This window comes from Rickettsia endosymbiont of Orchestes rusci (assembly GCF_964030945.1).
Taxonomy (GTDB): Bacteria; Pseudomonadota; Alphaproteobacteria; order Rickettsiales; family Rickettsiaceae; genus Rickettsia.
This window is the reverse complement of the sequence record NZ_CAXIQG010000002.1, coordinates 254,845-269,895: the sequence shown is the minus strand read 5'-3', so window position 1 is coordinate 269,895 and position 15,051 is coordinate 254,845. Positions and strand designations below refer to the sequence as shown.

Below are 15,051 nucleotides of genomic sequence, written 5' to 3'. Positions count from 1 at the left end.
TACTGTCACCCCGTGGCTTGCTAACTAGGTCTAGAAAAAAAGTCATGCTGAACAAGTTTTGCGCATCTTTTTAGTAGATCCTGAAATAAATTCAGGATGACGACAAGACTGGATACCGTGGCGGGGCCCACTACTGTACGAACGTTTAAATAAAGAGGTAAAAATTCTGTCATTCCGTGGCTACGACCACGGAATCCAGCTTATAATATCATAAAAAGATTCTAAAATAAGTCTAATATGGCTTTATTTTCCTGGATGCCGTGATTAAGTCACGGCATGACACAGCCTTTTTTCAACGTTCGTACAGTAGTGGGCGGGGCCACGGTATGACAAGCGTTATACCCTTAACTGAAAGAATATTTTAGAGTTTCAAATGTTAGAATTACCGATTATATCAATTAGTATTTTCCTGCCGCTGATAAGTGCGTTATATATCATATTATTTATTAGTCAGAGCAAAAAGCCGAATAGGCAAATATATACAATGTATGTAGCGGTGCTTAGCTCTGTTTTAACTTTTATATCCACCATTTATATATTAATAGAATTTGATTCAAAAAATTCCTCTTATCAATTTGTTGAACGCTATAGTTGGATCGATAAAATCGGGCTTGAGTTCCATGTCGGCGTTGACGGTATATCAATATTATTTGTGGCTTTAACCTCTTTTCTTACGCTTATTTGTATAATAGCTAGCTTATTTACCGTTAAAAAATATATAAAAGAATATTTATTATGTTTTTTATTAATAGAATCGTTTTGTATCGGTGCATTTACTTCCATAAATTTATTATTATTTTATCTTTTTTTCGAGGTAATATTAATCCCGATGTATATTATTATCGGGGTATGGGGAGGGGAAAATAGAGTTTACGCTGCGCTCAAATTCTTTCTGTACACTTTCTTTGGTTCGGTATTTTTCCTGCTATCGTTAATCTATATTTATAGTAAATTTCATAGTTTTAATTTATTAGAGTTGGGCGGCTTGCTTACCGATTTACCGTTATTTGCACAGCAAATTTTATGGTGGGCAATTTTTATAGCTTTTGCCGTTAAGATTCCGATGTTGCCTTTCCATACTTGGCTTGCCGACGCTCACGTTCAAGCACCGACTGCCGGTTCGGTAATACTTGCGGGCATTCTGTTAAAGCTCGGCGGGTACGGCTTTTTGCGGGTGCTACTGCCTTTGCTGCCCATAGCTTCCAAAGAATTTGCCGTTTATGTGCTGGCTTTGAGTATTTTAGCAATAATATACGCGTCACTCGTTGCTTTAGCGCAGAAAGATATGAAGAAAATGATTGCCTATTCATCGGTTGCTCATATGGGATATGTCACGGCAGGTATCTTTAGTTTTACGGAAGCCGGAATTAAAGGGGCTTTGTTTCAAATGCTTAGCCACGGCGTGATATCTTCTTGCTTATTTTTGATAGTCGGCACTTTATATGAAAGACTCCATACTAAAGAAATAGCTCTCTATGGCGGGGTAGCAAGTAAAATGCCGTTGCTTGCCGTTTTTTTCATGATTGCGATGCTTGGCTCTGTCGGTTTGCCGGGTACTAGCGGTTTTATAGGAGAATTTTTAAGTTTGCTCGGTATCTATCACGTGAATATAATAGCTGCTTTTGCGGCGGCGCTTGGGGTAATTCTTGGGGCAATTTATATGCTAAAACTTTACAAAGAAGTAATGCTCGGTGAAATAACTAATAAAGAAATACTAAGTTTTAAAGATTTATATGCGTACGAAATAATCGCTATCGCTCCTTTATGTTTTTTGATTATTTATTTCGGTCTAATGCCAAACTCTATTTTCAAAGTCTTTAATTCATCCGTACAAAAATTAATGGTCAACTTTTTCTAAAAAATTCTTGCCTGCAATTAAGTTAAATATTATAGTGATATTATAAACTATAAATTAGGGAGGAAGTTATGAAAAATTTTGGAAAACAACTTGCGCATGAAATAGATAAAGGTACCAAGCAATTGGACAAAGAAGCGGATAAATTAGGTAAAGCTGCCGATCAATCTATTGAAAATAATACAGGCATTCATGTAAGTCATATTGCTAACCCTAATGCCTCCGATCATAAAAAAGCAGTACAAATTGCAAAAGAAAAAACCGGACTTGGCGGTGGCGGTACTTCGGAAAATCCTGAGAAGGTGGAGGTACACTTAGCCGGTGATAACCCTGATGCTACCCCTGAAGGGTAATTAATAAAAAACTTTTTCGATACCATTTGTAGGGTATTATTGGGTGGATAGGTCAGCATGTTCTATGTCATTCCCGGCCGAAGGCGGGGCTTTGTTGCATGGCTCTAAAAAAGTGCCGTATGTCATTCCCGCGTGGCATTGTTGCGTGGATAAGTTAACACACCTTCGATGTCATTCCCGCGAAGGCGGGAATCCAGAAAAAAATAGTCATCCTGAATTTATTTCAGGATCTATTACAAAAAGATGCTGAAACAAGTTCAGCATGACAATGAAAAGCCTGGATTGCCGCGCTCCTTTTAGTCGTGAACCATTATTATACAGCTAAATTCAGAAAGCTTCAGACAAGATAAATTTAAAGACGAGCTAAGCTACCGTACTAGAGTACGTGAGTACAGGCGAATGTCGAAAAATTTGCTTGTATCAAGCGATCGAGATGACGCTGTACTTGGTATTATTTTACAAAAATAATATACTTATATGAGATTAATTAAATTTATTATAGCCCTTTTTTGTAATATAAATCCATATTACTATTTTAGGCACTTTTTTTTTGCTGTTGCTCTGTCCACTGTAATTATACTAAATGATGGAGTACGCTTTCAACTGGTTATAATGGTCGTCGTTTGTACGCTTCTATATCCGTACTCACGATTTGTATATGAGGCAATAATAGATATAATAATAGGCAACAATCTAACAACAGATGACAATACAATAGTAATTAATGTGACAATAAACGAAAATGAAAGTCTTTTTTCAATGATATTCAGGTTATGTTTTAAAGTTATAACAATGGCATTTTGTTTTTGCCTTTCTCCATTTATTGCACCGATAGGGCTATTATGGCTATATTTTCTACAAAGAAAAAAGAGAAATAGTGAGTTCTAGTGCTAGATGTTACCTGCACAGATGTTGTTGTGTGATAGGCTAAGCATGCTCTATGTCATTCCCGCCGTTGCTCGGCGTTGTTGCATGGATCGAAAATTGCTATATTTTGGGTATTCTTTAAAAGTACCGCGATGTCATGCCGAGGCCCCTCCCACGGCATCCAGTCAGGCTTTTTAATTTTTTCTGGATACCGTGGTCAAGCCCACTAGTGTACGAACGTTGAAAAAAGGCTGTGTCATGCCGTGACTTGATCACGGCATCCAGGAAAATAAAGCCATATTAGACTTATTTTAGAATCTTTTTATGATATTATAAGCTGGACTGAAGTGGTCGTAGCCACGGAATGACAGAATTTTTACCTCTTTATTTAAACGTTCGTACAGTAGTGGGTCAAGCCACGGTATGACAAGTTTTAAGCGATTTTAACCATCCATGCAACAAAGCCGTAACCGGAAGGAGTGCGGCAATCCGGAAAATAATAAATTTCATAGCATTTTGTACTAATTTTTTCCTGGCTTGCCACGTCGGGACTTCGTCCCATAACTGTTGAAAGTGAATATAATTTAATTAAAATCTTACTACTAAAGCAAGAAATAACTACGGCAATATAACACTATTGGTAGCAATTTTTGCTTTATATAAAGAATATTTTATGCTTCTCATTTCACTTTCAACACTTATGGACTACGTCCCTCCTCGCAATGACGATCTCTTAAGTCGGCGCCCATGCGCCTTACCGGAATTACGCGTCTTTGAGTATTACTTCTTATCTCTTATTACATACACATAAGCGCGACATAAGCCCCATTCAAGTTATACTTACATACCCCTCTTAATTTATTAATAAAATTTAAGTTTATAGAAATAAATATTGCTTAAATATTTATTTTCAGTAATAATTTAAGCCTTAAATTTTATAATTGGAGGATAAGTTATGTTTTATATTAATTCAAAATCAGTAGCTCACATGTTAGCTCAAATTAGAGCAAAACAATTAGCCACCAAGGATGTACAGGATAGATTACAAAAAAATATAGTTGAGTGTTGGGAAGATAGGAAAGATATTTCCGGTGAGAAATTAGTACAAGAAATTTCTGAAAAATTAAAAGATTTTTTAAATACTAGTAACTTACTAAACGACTTCCTAAAAGCTCAGGACGTAAATAATATCGGCTATCCTATAAAATTTAATAAAACTTCTTTACAATTGGATATGGCTAAGAAATGGGTTGAAAGCCAGGAAGAGGATGTAATCGGGCAAATAGAGAAAGGCGAGTTTTATCATAAATTAACTAATGATTCATCGTTTAATGAATTACCGACATTACAGTCGCCTAGCAGCGTTGCATATTGGGGTAACGAAAACCCTTCAGTCAGTTCAATCTTGCTTGCTAGTATTGCCGCTAGTTATGGGATAGAAGCAAATACTATACCTGGGGCTGCTACATTTTACCCTTTTTATAATTCTAATTATCAACTATCGGAGGATATAAAGGATATAATATTATCATATCCTTTTGCTACCGAGGAAAGCATAACACTTTTCGGAGATTATCAATTTGGGGGTCATCGTTATTTTAATGAACAATTATTATTTGGTCCTGAAGATTGTTCTAGTAGTGTAGGTAAAGCAACCGGTCTTACTATTAAGCAAATAACAGGCATAAATACTACGGAAATTAGAAAAGCTTACTTGAATACGGGAAATGAATATAACTATAAGCCGGTTACTCTTTTAGAGGGTAAAAATATAAGCGATGAACAATTAAAATTAATTCAAACCGGTGATATTTACCTTTATAAAAGCCATACGGCAATTATTGCTAGCACTCCCGATAATAAGAGTAATATTACTAGTGTGCAGTTTAATAGGGATATAGATTGTGAAGAAAATAAACTTCTCGGTGGCGGAAGGTATGATTATAATTTAATTAATAAAGCACAAGAAGACTCTAACGCTCCTATCTATATCTTGCGTTCTAGCTTAGAACCATTGCATGAATCGTGTGCTTTAAATTACTTCGTAAGCAAAATTGATTATCAATACTCAGAATTATATCCCAACGGTCCTGATACGGATATAGTAGGGGATTGTGGAGTATTTTTTGAAGAATCTGCAGTTATGGGATGATTAGGGTTCGGAAGATCAAATACAGCGTCATTCAGAAAGCTTCAGACAAGCGAATTTTCCAGAACTCGCCTGTACTCACGTATTTTTGACTGCTTGCGCAGACTCGTCTTTAAATTCATCTTGTCTGAAGCTTTCTGAATTTAGTTGTAAGTAACGATGTTATTCATAGCTGTGCCGCATAGACATTAGTTTAAGGAGTAAAAACGTAAGTCGTCATTGCGAGCCACTGCAGGGGTTGTTGCATGGCTCGAATTTTCGCTGTCATTCCCGCCTGCGCGGGACCTTGTTGCGTGGCTCGAAATCGTTACAAAAAACACCGTCATTGCGAAGCCACGAAGTGGCTGCGGCAATCCAGGCTATCCCGAATGTAATGAGGGATTTAATTAGAATACTAAACAAGTTTAGTATAAAAATATGTTTAACTGGATTGCCACGTCGGCATAAATGCCTCCTCGCAATGACGATTCTGGTAGCCATGCAACAACGCCCCTGCGCGGGAATGACATACTGCTGCTTTTTACTATCCACGCAACAATGCCTCTTACTAATGACGTGCGGATATATCCACGCGGATATTGCCGTCAGTCGTTTTAAAATTCAAAATCTTGTTATTCTAATTACAGTTAATCTCTATTTTTAATAGGCTAGGCCATATTTGTTCTCAACCTTTTACATGAGTAGTATTTGGGATAATTTTCTGCTTAACGCAAGGCGAATTACTAGCCTCTACATAGCGTTGTGCAATAAAGGGCGGCACTCTTTTATCCTCTGCGCCCGAAAGGTGTAATTGCGGGATGTTATTAACTTGAACGGCGTATTCTATTGGATTCAACGAACGAGATAAACAACCTCTGCCGTTATGAGTATTATCAAATGTAACGGTATCTAAATTACCGGCGATAGTTATTATATCCTTAACATTTTTATTTTTTACCGCAACCGTAACAGCAACTCCGCCACCGCCTGAAAAACCGATTAAGCTAAATTTCCGACCGTTATTTATGTTATTTATTACATCGTTAATAGAATCTACAACTTCTCGCCCTATTCTTTTTTCGATCCAATAAGTATTCGAGCTGCATTTAGGATTTAGCTCTAAAGGTGTATATTGACAAGGTCTTGCAATATAGACAATGTTAGGTCTGTTATCCATTATTGCAAGTTGTAATAACAGCGTGCTAAGAGGAGTCGGATTATCCGAGGTGACAGCATATTTTTCAGAAATATGACCGTCGCCTTCAATATAAAATACATAAGGTAAATTTTTATCGGTAATACGTTGATAAGTCGTAAGGATAAAATCGCCGCCTTTGACGTATTTAGGTTGAAAATTATTTTGAGTAGCCAGCGCTGCTGAATTTTTAGTTCTGGTAGCTACGTCCGGAGTACAGGCAAATAATAAAATGGATATAAAAAATAGCTTAATGGCGTTGGTAGTCATAATTTTTTATTTTAAATTGTTGCGTGGCTTCGATGTCATTCCTGCGAAAGTAGGAATCCAGAAAAATTAAACTAAAAATATAACGATAACTTACAGTTATATAGTAAAAAGCCTTACAAGCTAAGGCTTTTTAGCCTGGATTCCTGCTTTCGCAGGAATGACATCGAACGCTTTTTTCGGTCCACGCAGCAATGCCTTTAGCTAGGAATGACATAGAGCATGCTTAACCTGATCTACAGTTAAAAAGGTATCTCATCATCCAGATCGCTATGATCAAAGGAATTATTTTTATGTTCCGGTTGTTTTGCTTCCGTGTAATTGTCTGAACTATTATTGCCGGAATTTCTGCTATCTAATAATATCAATTGAGAATTAAAGTTTTGTAGCACCACTTCGGTAGTATATTTTTCTTGCCCTGAATTATCGTTCCATTTTCTAGTTTGCAAACTACCTTCCAGATAAATTTTAGCGCCTTTTTTTACATAACTTTTTACAATTGATACTAACCCTTCGCTAAATATTACGACTCTATGCCATTCCGTTCTTTCTTTTTTTTCACCGGTATTGCGATCTTTCCAACTTTCGGTTGTCGCTATAGAAAAATTTGCTATTTCTTTCCCTTCGCCGGTTGTTCTAATTTCCGGATCACGTCCTAAATTACCTATTAATATTACTTTATTTAAGCTACAAGCCATAGATCACTACCTATTAAAAATATTATTATTGCAATAATAAAATAAAAGAGCCTATAATACTACTGTTTTTTAAAAAATATCTTAAAAAATTTCAGTAAATATATGGTTCAAGTATGGTTCAAGAATATATTAAGGTCCGCGGGGCTAAAGAACATAACTTAAAAAATATAAGTGTCGATATCCCCAGAAACCGATTTGTCGTTATTACGGGCCTTAGCGGTTCAGGTAAATCTTCATTGGCATTTGATACGATTTATGCCGAAGGTCAAAGGCGCTATGTCGAAAGCTTATCTTCTTATGCAAGACAATTTTTGCATTTGCAGAATAAACCCGATGTCGAATCGATTTCAGGTTTGTCGCCTGCTATAGCAATCGATCAAAAAACGACATCTAAAAATCCTCGTTCTACCGTCGGAACTATAACTGAAATTTATGATTATTTGAGATTATTATATGCAAGGGTAGGAATTCCTTATTCCCCTACCACGGGCTTACCTATCCATAGCCAAACCGTTTCCGAAATGGTAGATATAATTAATGAACTGCCTAAAGGTACGAAATTATACTTATTAGCGCCGATTATTAGAGGGCATAAAGGAGAATTTAAACGTGAAATTCTCAATTTAAGAAAACAAGGTTTTCAAAAGTTAATTGTTAACGGCGAAGTTTGCGAGATCGATGATTTACCGAAATTAGATAAAAATAAGAAACATAATATAGAAGTAATAGTCGATAGAATAGTTTTAGAGGATAATTTAGGTAATAGGTTAGCCGATAGTTTAGAGAGTTCTCTTAAGTTGGCGGAAGGCATAACTTACTTAGAAATCGTTGAATTACCGGTAGGAGTGAAGACAAAATTTGAGAAAAATCAACGTATTACCTTTTCGGAAAAATATTCTTGTCCGGTATCAGGTTTCCAGCTTACGGAAATTGAGCCGAGAATCTTTTCGTTTAATAGCCCTTTCGGTGCTTGTCAAAAATGCGAAGGGATAGGAAAAGAGTTTTTCTTTGACCGCGATTTAATTGTTCCCGACCCACGAGTTTCCATTAAAGACGGCGCTATTATCCCTTGGGGAAGCACCACCTCCAAATTTATTTTTGAGACGTTAAAAGCATTAGCGGATCATTATAAATTTTCTATTAATGTACCTTTTTCGAGCTTATCGAATAAGGTAAAAGAAATTTTATTTAACGGTTCGGAAGAAGAAGCAATAAAATTTGAATATCATGACGGTTCTAAAACTCAAATAATAGAGCAACCCTTTGCCGGAATAATACCGAGTTTGAAAGAAAAAGATCGTACGGTAGAATCTCTTTTGATTAAAGAAGAATTAACGAAATTTAAATCGGAACATAAATGTACGGCTTGCCAAGGTTATAGATTAAGAGAAGAATCGTTATGTATTAAAATAGCCGATCTTCATATCGGTAAAGTAGCAGCACTTAGTATCGCACAATTGCAAGACTGGTTTAGTCATCTAGAAGAAAAATTAAATAAAAAACACTTATTTATTGCCGAGCGAATATTAAAAGAAATTAACGAGAGGTTAAAATTTTTAATGAATGTCGGGCTTGATTATTTGACGTTAGCCAGAGAATCAGGAACTTTATCAGGCGGAGAAAGCCAACGTATCCGCCTTGCTTCGCAAATAGGTTCGGGTCTTAGCGGGGTTTTATATGTGTTAGATGAGCCGTCTATCGGTTTACATCAGCGAGATAATACTAGATTAATTGAGACCTTAAAAAGGCTTAGAGATCTCGGCAACACTGTTTTAGTAGTTGAGCATGATGAAGAAACAATGTATGAAGCCGATCATATTATTGATATAGGACCCGGAGCCGGTATCCACGGCGGGCGGGTTATTGCCGAAGGTACTGCTGAGGAGATAAAACATTTTGAAGAAAGTATCACGGGGCATTATTTAAGCGGTCGACAATCTATTGCAGTACCAACCGAGAGGCGGCCCGGACACACTAATAGAGTTATAGAATTAATAGGGGCTACTTCTAATAATTTAGATAATGTCGATATAAAAATCCCGCTCGGTACGTTTACCGTTATAACGGGCGTATCAGGAAGCGGCAAATCAAGCTTGATGATTCATACATTATATAAAGCTGCCTTAAAGCATTTAGAGCCGACTGCAAAAGTCTTTTCAGGAAAATACCGAGAACTTAGGGGGCTTGAATATATTGATAAAATTATCGACATTAATCAATCCCCGATCGGTCGAACGCCGAGGTCTAACCCTGCTACTTATACCGGAGCATTTACTCATATTAGAGATTGGTTTGTAGAGTTACCCGAATCAAAAGCTAGAGGCTATAAAGTCGGAAGATTTTCCTTTAATGTCAAAGGGGGGAGATGTGAATCATGTCAGGGTGACGGATTAATTAAAATTGAAATGCATTTTTTACCAGATGTTTATGTAAAATGTGACGTTTGTAATGGTTATAGATATAATAGAGAAACGTTAGAAATAAAATATAAAGGAAAATCTATTGCCGAAATATTAATGATGACGGTAGAAGATGCAATGAAATTTTTTGATAAAATACCGCTGATTTATGAAAAACTTATAACTTTAAATGAGGTAGGTCTCGGTTATATAAAAATCGGTCAATCCGCTACTACCCTTTCGGGTGGAGAGGCGCAACGAGTTAAGCTTGCTAAAGAATTATCAAGGCGCTCAACCGGCAAAACTCTTTATATACTCGATGAACCGACTACCGGTCTCCATGTCGATGATATTAATAAATTATTAAAGGTATTACATAAACTTGTTGATATGGGTAATACCGTGCTGGTCATCGAGCATAATTTAGATGTTATAAAAACAGCGGATTACATTATAGACGTAGGACCTGAAGGCGGCGATAAAGGCGGCAAAATAGTTATATGCGGCTCTCCGCAGGATGTTGCTGCTTGCCCTGCGAGCCATACCGGTAGGTATTTAAAGGATTATTTGACGGGAAGGTAAAGTATATGTCATACCGTGGTCAAGCCCACTATTGTACGAACGTTGAAAAAAGGCTGTGTCATGCCGTGACTTGATCACGGCATCCAGAAAAATAAAGCCATATTAGACTTATTTTAGAATTTTTTTATGATATTATAAGCTGGATTCCGTGGTCGTAGCCACGGAATGACAGAATTTTTACCTCTTTATTTAAACGTTCGTACAGTAGTGGGTCAAGCCGGCGTTGTTGCATGGATTAGAAATTGCCATAAAAAGGGTGTCATTCTAGCTAAAGGCGGGAATCCAGACTTTTTCTTGTCATGCTGAACTTGTTTCAGCATCTCTTTATGCAATAGATACTGAAATAAATTCAGGATGACTTTAAAAGTATTTTCCTGGATGGCCACGGCGCCAAGAGGCGCCTCGCCATGACGGCTTGGGTATCCCATGCAACAACACCCCGTTTTCACGGGAATGACACCGAAGATGTTTTATATTACGTAACAACATCAATATTACTAATTTCTTCTATTACCTAAAAATCTAAGCAAATATAGGAACAGATTAATAAAATCTAAATAGAGATTGAACGCTGCCATAATGGATAGTTTCTGTCCAAGTTCATCATTGCCGGCCGTATAATACATGGATTTAATTTTCTGCGTATCCCAAGCAATTAATCCCATAAATACCACGACTCCGACGATAGAAGTAGCAAAACTTATTGCCGAGCTTTGCAAAAACATATTCACTAATGATACAAGAATAAGTCCTATAAGTCCCATAGCGAAAAAAGACCCGATCGATGTTAAATCTTTATTCGTATTGTAACCGTATAGACTCATTCCACCAAAGACGGAAGCGCAAATAAAGAAAGTACGCGCTATTGATTCGCCCGTATATATAAGGCTTAAGTAAGAAAGTGACATACCAGTTAGAGCGGCATAAACCCAAAACAGCGTTTGCGCCGTTTGCAGACTCATCTTGCCGAAACCCATAAAAAAGTATAAAGCAATGCCTAAAGGGGCAAACATTATGACGGTGCCGAAACCGGTTTGAAACATCAAATTAGCAAGAGGCTCATATGAAACGGTAGCAATCGCCGTTACTCCTGTTAACAAAAGTGCTAAAGCCATGTAGTTATAAACTTTCAACATGTATTTTCTAAGCCCTTCATCGAAAGACTTATTTTTTGATGAAACCGTAAAAGTTTTCGTGTAATCTAACATAAACAAACCTACTTAAAAAATTAAGTTATTATTTCCAATATTATAATCTTTCAAAGTCTCTTTTTCAAGTAATAATTAACCTAATTTGATTTTATGTTAAAAATTGTTTACAGGGGAAAAAGATGTAGTTATTTTAATATAGCTTAAACACCGTCATTGCGAGGAGGGGTGTTGCGTGGATACCCCAAACGTCATTGCGAGCGACTGAAAGGAGCGCGGCAATCTAGAAAATAATAAATTTCATAGTATTTTTTGCTAGATTGCCACGTCGGGACTACGTCCCTCCTCGCAATGATGGGGGATTTCGATCCACGCAACAATGCCTCTTCGCAATGACGATTTTAGTATCCACGTAACAATGCTTTGCGAGGAGGGGGAGATAGATGCCTCTGTGGTGGAACGGTAGACACGGTAGACTCAAAATCTACTGCCCTAAAGGCGTGCTGGTTCAAGTCCGGTCAGAGGCACCGCTTTTTAAACGAATTTAGAGTTAAGTCGTTATCCGGTGACAAATAAATTTTATAGTAGGATTATTATCGGCAAAAGGTTAATAATTAAATAAAATGTTCTTGTGTAACCCTCTATATTTCGTATATAGATAATATTAAAGTATAAACTTAAAACTTCTTATGAAATTAATAAAATTACTGAGTATTCTTTTAATTATCGGTTTTTCCTTAAGTGGCTGTAAAAGCAAAAAAACGGATAACGATTTAGTAACTCCGGTCGAAGAGCTTTACAACGGCGGTGTTGCTTTATTGCAAAAACAAAAATATCTAAAAGCTTCCGAGGAATTCGGTAAGGTTTTTTATCAGCATCCGGGTAACGAATTTACTCCTAGGGCCGAGTTAATGCAAGCCTATTCCTTGTTTTTAGCTTCTCAATATGATGAAGCGATTGATGTGCTGGATGTTTTTATTACTCTGCATCCGGCTAACGAAGATATTGCTTATGCCTATTACCTTAAGGCATTATCATATTATATGCTAATCTCGAACGTGAATCTTGATCAATCAAGAACTTTCTTAGCTAAAAGAAGTTTTGAGGACGTAATTTTAAAATTCCCTAAAACCAAATATGCTATTGATGCGTCTTTAAAAATTGATTTAGTAAATGATCATTTAGCCGGCAAGGAAATAGCCGTCGGGCGTTATTACCTAAATGAAAAAAACCCGATAGCGGCGATTAATAGATTTCAGCAAGTCGTCGATAATTATCAAACTACGTCTCATACTGCGGAAGCGCTTTATCGCCTCGTTGAAAGTTATATAATGCTTGGATTACCTGATGAAGCTAAAAAATATGCTTCGGTACTTGGATATAATTATCCGAATAGTCAGTGGTATTCTTACGCCTATAAATTAATTAAAGGTTCTTTAGGCGGGTAAATCATGCTGGATAGTCTTTCAGTTAAAAATTTTATTCTGATAGACCAGCTAGATATTGAGTTTAAAAAAGGTTTATGTGTTATTACCGGCGAAACAGGTGCAGGTAAATCTATTTTACTCGATGCTATTTTATTTTGTTTGGGTTACTCTTCCGGTAATGTAATAAAGCACGGTAAAGATTACGCTATTGTTAACTTAGTTTTTTCTTTAAATGAAGAAGTAAAAAACTTTTTGACACAAGCATTTATTAAATATGATGACATACTACTTATTAAATGCACACAAACCCCGAATAATCGAAAAATTTTTTTCATTAATGACCAAGTAGTTAACAAAACTACTATGCAACAATTAGCGGATCATTTACTAGAGCTTCACGGACAAAATAATAATACTTCTCTGTTAGACCTATCTACCCATCTAGATATCTTAGATAATTACGGCGGGCTTTTAGCAGCACGTTTAGAGCTTGCTAAATGTTTTTATGATTGGCAAAATATCCTCAAAGAAATTGCTAAAATCACCGCGGAAAAAAATTCTATAGATCAAGAAATCGACTATTTAACTTTTGTAATTGAAGAATTAACAAAGCTTGATGTGATAATCGGCGAAGAAGAAAAGCTGGTAAATATCAGGAAAAATTTACAAAATCGTGATAAAGAATTGCAGTTAATTAAAGATATTTCCGAGCAAATTAATAATCCTGAAATAAACGGTGCAATTAACAAGGCGGAGAGATTGCTTGCGCGCTCTACTGCTCAAAACGAAAAATTTGTAAATATTGCAACAGATTTAGAAGAGGCTTATAATAATTTAGAAGAAGCTAGGGAAAAATTAGCCGCCATTGCCGATAATTTTAATCAAAATGAACATAATCTTGACGAAATAGAAGAAAGATTATTTTTAATAAAGGCAGCTGCCCGCAAATATAATGTTCGTCCTGATGAAATAGGAGCATTTTTAGATAAATCACTAGGACAATTAAATATATTGAAAAATAAAGTAGCAAGTGCCGAAGAATTAAATACAAAACAGTTTGCTAAGCAAGCAGAATATTATAATATAGCGCAAAATATATCGGCTAAACGCCGCTTTGCTGCTGAAAGTCTTGAAAAAATAGTACAAAAAGAGCTGGGGCAGCTTAAAATGAAAAAAGCAATTTTTAAGATAGATATAGCTACCAAAAGTGATCCGACGGCTACGGGGCTTGATAATATTAGTTTTATGGCGTCTACTAATCCCGGGATGAGTATTGCGCCGATTAATAAAATTGCTTCCGGCGGAGAATTATCAAGATTTATGTTGGCTTTGAAAACATCTTTATTTGATAAGCAAATAAAATCCACTATTATATTTGATGAAATAGATGCAGGAATCGGCGGAGAAGTTGCCGATAAAGTCGGAGAACGGCTAAAAAATTTGGGATCGATCGCGCAAGTGATAGTTATAACTCATCAGCCGCAAATAGCCGGTAAAGCCGATCATCATATTATGGTTAACAAATTACAATTAGAAGAAAGGACGGAAGTTACGGTAAAAATTTTGAATATTTTAGAAAGACAAAGAGAGCTGGCGCGCATGATCTCCGGACAGTCTATTACGGATGCTAGTTTGATGGCGGCGAAGGAATTAATGTAAGAAATATTGTTGAGTAGTGGTATTGTGGAGGCGTTGTTGCGCGGGTCAAAAACTCTACGTCATTGCGAAGAGGGACGGTCGTTGTTGCATGGCTCAAATTTTTGCAAAGTGTTCGGTGTCATGCCGTGGCTTGACCCACTACTGTACGAACGTTTAAATAAAGAGGTAAAAATTCTGTCATTCCGTGGCTACGACCACTTCAGTCCAGCTTATAATATCATAAAAAGATTCTAAAATAAGTCTAATATGGCTTTATTTTCCTGGATGCCGTGATCAAGTCACGGCATGACACAGCCTTTTTTCAACGTTCGTACAGTAGTGGGCTTGACCACGGTATGACAATTTTAAGCGATTTTAACCATCCACGCGAAGCATTGCCTCCTCGCAATGACGATTCCGGTAGCCGTGCAACAACGCTTACAGCTTCTCGCAATGATAATTCCGATATTCACGTAATAATATCGGAATAACGC

At 36.6% G+C, this 15,051-nt stretch carries 18 protein-coding genes, 1 tRNA gene and 1 pseudogene; 12 read left to right on the top strand and 8 right to left on the bottom strand.

Annotated elements, in window-relative coordinates; translation table 11 throughout:
- Positions 1–20: 20 nt before the first annotated feature.
- Entirely contained in the window at positions 21–173 is a 153-nt protein-coding gene (locus AAHM91_RS02910; RefSeq protein ID WP_342269804.1) for a hypothetical protein, read from the bottom strand.
- 200 nt (positions 174–373) lie between these two features.
- Here AAHM91_RS02910 and AAHM91_RS02905 point away from each other — a divergent pair, with 200 nt between their 5' ends.
- The 4 genes and pseudogenes from AAHM91_RS02905 to AAHM91_RS02890 all read left to right on the top strand — a co-directional run.
- Entirely contained in the window at positions 374–1,858 is a 1,485-nt protein-coding gene (locus AAHM91_RS02905) for an NADH-quinone oxidoreductase subunit M (protein ID WP_341793132.1), read from the top strand.
- A 68-nt stretch (positions 1,859–1,926) separates the two neighbouring features.
- Positions 1,927–2,208, top strand: a complete 282-nt coding sequence (locus AAHM91_RS02900) for a hypothetical protein (protein ID WP_341793131.1) — start codon at positions 1,927–1,929, stop codon at positions 2,206–2,208.
- Between the two features lie 64 nt (positions 2,209–2,272).
- Positions 2,273–2,458, top strand: a complete 186-nt coding sequence (locus AAHM91_RS02895) for a hypothetical protein (RefSeq protein WP_342269803.1) — start codon at positions 2,273–2,275, stop codon at positions 2,456–2,458.
- Between the two features lie 65 nt (positions 2,459–2,523).
- Positions 2,524–2,676 (top strand): annotated as a pseudogene (locus AAHM91_RS02890) (palindromic element RPE3 domain-containing protein); the annotation flags it as partial.
- A 537-nt stretch (positions 2,677–3,213) separates the two neighbouring features.
- On the opposite strand, the gene AAHM91_RS02885 reads toward AAHM91_RS02890, so the two are convergent.
- The gene (locus AAHM91_RS02885) at positions 3,214–3,351 is read right to left on the bottom strand and encodes a hypothetical protein (RefSeq protein WP_342269802.1); all 138 of its coding nucleotides are present in this window, start codon (positions 3,349–3,351) and stop codon (positions 3,214–3,216) included.
- Between the two features lie 157 nt (positions 3,352–3,508).
- Complete coding sequence (locus tag AAHM91_RS02880; RefSeq protein ID WP_342269801.1) at positions 3,509–3,637, bottom strand: hypothetical protein; 129 nt, start codon at positions 3,635–3,637, stop codon at positions 3,509–3,511.
- Positions 3,638–4,030: 393 nt separating this feature from the next.
- On the opposite strand from AAHM91_RS02880, the gene AAHM91_RS02875 reads away from it, so the two are divergent.
- Positions 4,031–5,227 carry an RP439 family protein gene (locus AAHM91_RS02875; RefSeq protein ID WP_342269800.1) on the top strand — a complete coding sequence of 399 codons (1,197 nt, stop codon included), beginning with the start codon at positions 4,031–4,033 and terminating at the stop codon, positions 5,225–5,227.
- Positions 5,228–5,465: 238 nt separating this feature from the next.
- Positions 5,466–5,867, top strand: coding sequence for a protein kinase family protein (locus AAHM91_RS02865; protein WP_342269799.1), 402 nt, complete (start codon positions 5,466–5,468; stop codon positions 5,865–5,867).
- Between the two features lie 21 nt (positions 5,868–5,888).
- On the opposite strand, the gene AAHM91_RS02860 is transcribed toward AAHM91_RS02865, so the two are convergent.
- Together AAHM91_RS02860 and ssb are read right to left on the bottom strand one after the other, a co-directional pair.
- The gene (locus tag AAHM91_RS02860) at positions 5,889–6,668 is read right to left on the bottom strand and encodes an alpha/beta hydrolase family protein (protein ID WP_342269798.1); all 780 of its coding nucleotides are present in this window, start codon (positions 6,666–6,668) and stop codon (positions 5,889–5,891) included.
- Positions 6,669–6,907: 239 nt separating this feature from the next.
- On the bottom strand, positions 6,908–7,363 hold the full coding sequence (gene ssb / locus AAHM91_RS02855; protein WP_342269797.1) for a single-stranded DNA-binding protein: 456 nt from the start codon (positions 7,361–7,363) through the stop codon (positions 6,908–6,910).
- A 113-nt stretch (positions 7,364–7,476) separates the two neighbouring features.
- Here ssb and uvrA point away from each other — a divergent pair, with 113 nt between their 5' ends.
- Positions 7,477–10,344, top strand: coding sequence for an excinuclease ABC subunit UvrA (gene uvrA / locus AAHM91_RS02850; protein WP_341793125.1), 2,868 nt, complete (start codon positions 7,477–7,479; stop codon positions 10,342–10,344).
- A gap of 212 nt (positions 10,345–10,556) precedes the next feature.
- On the opposite strand, the gene AAHM91_RS02845 is transcribed toward uvrA, so the two are convergent.
- The 3 genes from AAHM91_RS02845 to AAHM91_RS02835 form a co-directional block, all read right to left on the bottom strand.
- Positions 10,557–10,772, bottom strand: coding sequence for a hypothetical protein (locus AAHM91_RS02845; RefSeq protein ID WP_342269796.1), 216 nt, complete (start codon positions 10,770–10,772; stop codon positions 10,557–10,559).
- Between the two features lie 69 nt (positions 10,773–10,841).
- A complete protein-coding gene (locus AAHM91_RS02840) occupies positions 10,842–11,552 on the bottom strand; it encodes a Bax inhibitor-1/YccA family protein (RefSeq protein ID WP_253308457.1) in 711 nt (236 codons plus the stop codon).
- Between the two features lie 191 nt (positions 11,553–11,743).
- Positions 11,744–11,869 carry a hypothetical protein gene (locus AAHM91_RS02835; RefSeq protein ID WP_342269795.1) on the bottom strand — a complete coding sequence of 42 codons (126 nt, stop codon included), beginning with the start codon at positions 11,867–11,869 and terminating at the stop codon, positions 11,744–11,746.
- 68 nt (positions 11,870–11,937) lie between these two features.
- On the opposite strand from AAHM91_RS02835, the gene AAHM91_RS02830 reads away from it, so the two are divergent.
- From AAHM91_RS02830 to AAHM91_RS02810, 5 genes are all read left to right on the top strand, one after another.
- Positions 11,938–12,019 (top strand) — tRNA-Leu (locus tag AAHM91_RS02830).
- Between the two features lie 162 nt (positions 12,020–12,181).
- Positions 12,182–12,940 carry an outer membrane protein assembly factor BamD gene (locus AAHM91_RS02825; RefSeq protein WP_253308458.1) on the top strand — a complete coding sequence of 253 codons (759 nt, stop codon included), beginning with the start codon at positions 12,182–12,184 and terminating at the stop codon, positions 12,938–12,940.
- A 3-nt stretch (positions 12,941–12,943) separates the two neighbouring features.
- Positions 12,944–14,578, top strand: coding sequence for a DNA repair protein RecN (gene recN / locus AAHM91_RS02820; RefSeq protein WP_342269794.1), 1,635 nt, complete (start codon positions 12,944–12,946; stop codon positions 14,576–14,578).
- Positions 14,579–14,584: 6 nt separating this feature from the next.
- The gene (locus AAHM91_RS02815) at positions 14,585–14,812 is read left to right on the top strand and encodes a hypothetical protein (protein WP_342269793.1); all 228 of its coding nucleotides are present in this window, start codon (positions 14,585–14,587) and stop codon (positions 14,810–14,812) included.
- Positions 14,813–14,847: 35 nt separating this feature from the next.
- Positions 14,848–15,048: a hypothetical protein gene (locus AAHM91_RS02810; protein ID WP_342269792.1), complete on the top strand. Its 201-nt coding sequence runs from the start codon at positions 14,848–14,850 to the stop codon at positions 15,046–15,048.
- Positions 15,049–15,051: the final 3 nt, after the last annotated feature.

Coding starts and splice junctions, on each gene's coding strand:
- AAHM91_RS02910 (WP_342269804.1), bottom strand. CDS start 173: ATGACAGAATTTTTACCTCTTTATTTAAACGTTCGTACAGTAGTGGGC.
- AAHM91_RS02905 (WP_341793132.1), top strand. CDS start 374: ATGTTAGAATTACCGATTATATCAATTAGTATTTTCCTGCCGCTGATA.
- AAHM91_RS02900 (WP_341793131.1), top strand. CDS start 1,927: ATGAAAAATTTTGGAAAACAACTTGCGCATGAAATAGATAAAGGTACC.
- AAHM91_RS02895 (WP_342269803.1), top strand. CDS start 2,273: ATGTCATTCCCGGCCGAAGGCGGGGCTTTGTTGCATGGCTCTAAAAAA.
- AAHM91_RS02880 (WP_342269801.1), bottom strand. CDS start 3,637: ATGGGACGAAGTCCCGACGTGGCAAGCCAGGAAAAAATTAGTACAAAA.
- AAHM91_RS02875 (WP_342269800.1), top strand. CDS start 4,031: ATGTTTTATATTAATTCAAAATCAGTAGCTCACATGTTAGCTCAAATT.
- AAHM91_RS02860 (WP_342269798.1), bottom strand. CDS start 6,668: ATGACTACCAACGCCATTAAGCTATTTTTTATATCCATTTTATTATTT.
- ssb (WP_342269797.1), bottom strand. CDS start 7,363: ATGGCTTGTAGCTTAAATAAAGTAATATTAATAGGTAATTTAGGACGT.
- uvrA (WP_341793125.1), top strand. CDS start 7,477: ATGGTTCAAGAATATATTAAGGTCCGCGGGGCTAAAGAACATAACTTA.
- AAHM91_RS02845 (WP_342269796.1), bottom strand. CDS start 10,772: ATGGGATACCCAAGCCGTCATGGCGAGGCGCCTCTTGGCGCCGTGGCC.
- AAHM91_RS02840 (WP_253308457.1), bottom strand. CDS start 11,552: ATGTTAGATTACACGAAAACTTTTACGGTTTCATCAAAAAATAAGTCT.
- AAHM91_RS02825 (WP_253308458.1), top strand. CDS start 12,182: ATGAAATTAATAAAATTACTGAGTATTCTTTTAATTATCGGTTTTTCC.
- recN (WP_342269794.1), top strand. CDS start 12,944: ATGCTGGATAGTCTTTCAGTTAAAAATTTTATTCTGATAGACCAGCTA.